Genomic DNA, 1,357 nt, shown 5'->3' with positions numbered 1-1,357 from the left:
AATGTCAGCGGAATCAGCACCACGTTGAGCAGCACCAATTGGCGGAACGCCGCTTCGCCGGTGAAGGCGGCGCGCAGGCCGTCGAGCGAATAGCCGGACGCGTTGAGGATGCGTTTCAGGCCGGTCTGGCCCTTGAAAGGTGACATAAGGAGAAACCAGCCAAAAAGGAGTGGGGAAGCTAGATCAACGAAAGTCAAAAAAGCGTGAAACCGCCAGCCATCACTGGCTGGGAATTGACTCAAGTTGTTGCAGCAGTAAAGCCGCCTGCGTGCGAGTGCGCACATTCAATTTGCGAAAGATCGCCGTGACGTGGGCCTTGATGGTCGCTTCCGACACGCTCAACTCATAAGCGATCTGCTTGTTCAGCAATCCCTCGCAGACCATGGTCAGCACGCGGAACTGTTGTGGCGTCAGGCTGGCCAGGCCATCGCTGGCGGCTTTCGCCTCATCCGACACACTCACTGCTTCGAACGCTTGCGGCGGCCAGAACACGTCGCCATCGAGCACCTTGCGCACCGCTTCCTGAATCACGCTCAGATCGCTGGACTTGGGAATGAAGCCACTGGCGCCGAACTCGCGGGACTTGACCATCACCGAAGCTTCTTCCTGGGCCGAGACCATCACCACCGGAATCTGCGGATACTGTCCGCGCAGCAGCACCAGCCCGGAAAAACCGTAGGCGCCGGGCATGTTCAGGTCCAGCAGGACCAGATCCCAGTCAGCCTTTTCGGTCAGGCGCGCTTCCAGTTCGGCGATGCTCGCCACTTCCACCAGTCGCACGTCCGGGCCAAGGCCCAGCGTCACCGCTTGGTGCAGGGCGCTGCGAAACAGGGGGTGATCATCGGCAATCAGGATGTCGTATGTGGCCATTTTTCAAATGATCCTGTTTTTGATGGCAGACGCGGTAGATTCCGGTCTGGCCAAAGCAACTCGAGACAACGCTTGTAAGCGCTATCCACAGGGGCACGTTCAACGCCAATCAACAGCAAACACGGCGTCTCAAACCTTGGCCGCACCCTAATCGGCGCCAAGCATGCCCAGCGCAGCCGGGGTGGTCAAGCAAGATGGCCAGCGCTGTGAACAGTATGGGCCACTATCGGGCCAACTCCGGCTGCGGCTTTCGTATATAGGGCAACAGCTCGGCGTGAGCGGGCGTTGATTCATTCATGTCCAGTTGCTGCTTGGCCCCGAGGTAATGCTGGCTGAACACATCGAAATAGGCGTCCAGCGCCGAGGCGGCATCGCTGTCACCGGCCAGTTCCAGGCACAACGCCGCGACTTCGGCGGTGCACAGGTGCTCGCTGCGGGTCGAACGGCGCAAGCGATAGCGCGAGAGTTTGTCGGGCAGCAGGCTGAG

At 59.8% G+C, this 1,357-nt stretch carries 2 protein-coding genes and 1 pseudogene; all 3 read right to left on the bottom strand.

Annotated elements, in window-relative coordinates; genetic code table 11:
• Positions 1-146: pseudogene (locus D6877_RS10530) on the bottom strand (diacylglycerol kinase); the annotation flags it as partial.
• A 73-nt stretch (positions 147-219) separates the two neighbouring features.
• Positions 220-870, bottom strand: a complete 651-nt coding sequence (gene erdR / locus D6877_RS10525) for a response regulator transcription factor ErdR (RefSeq protein WP_016771412.1) — start codon at positions 868-870, stop codon at positions 220-222.
• Positions 871-1,093: 223 nt separating this feature from the next.
• Positions 1,094-1,357, bottom strand: a 264-nt coding sequence (locus tag D6877_RS10520; protein WP_130910723.1) for a DTW domain-containing protein, incomplete at its 5' end; no start/stop codon positions are given.

Source organism: Pseudomonas sp. Sample_9 (assembly GCF_004307535.1).
In the GTDB taxonomy this organism is placed as follows: domain Bacteria; phylum Pseudomonadota; class Gammaproteobacteria; order Pseudomonadales; family Pseudomonadaceae; genus Aquipseudomonas; species Aquipseudomonas mercuritolerans.
Note: the sequence above shows the minus strand (reverse complement) of the source record. Positions and strands in the feature narration are given on the sequence as shown.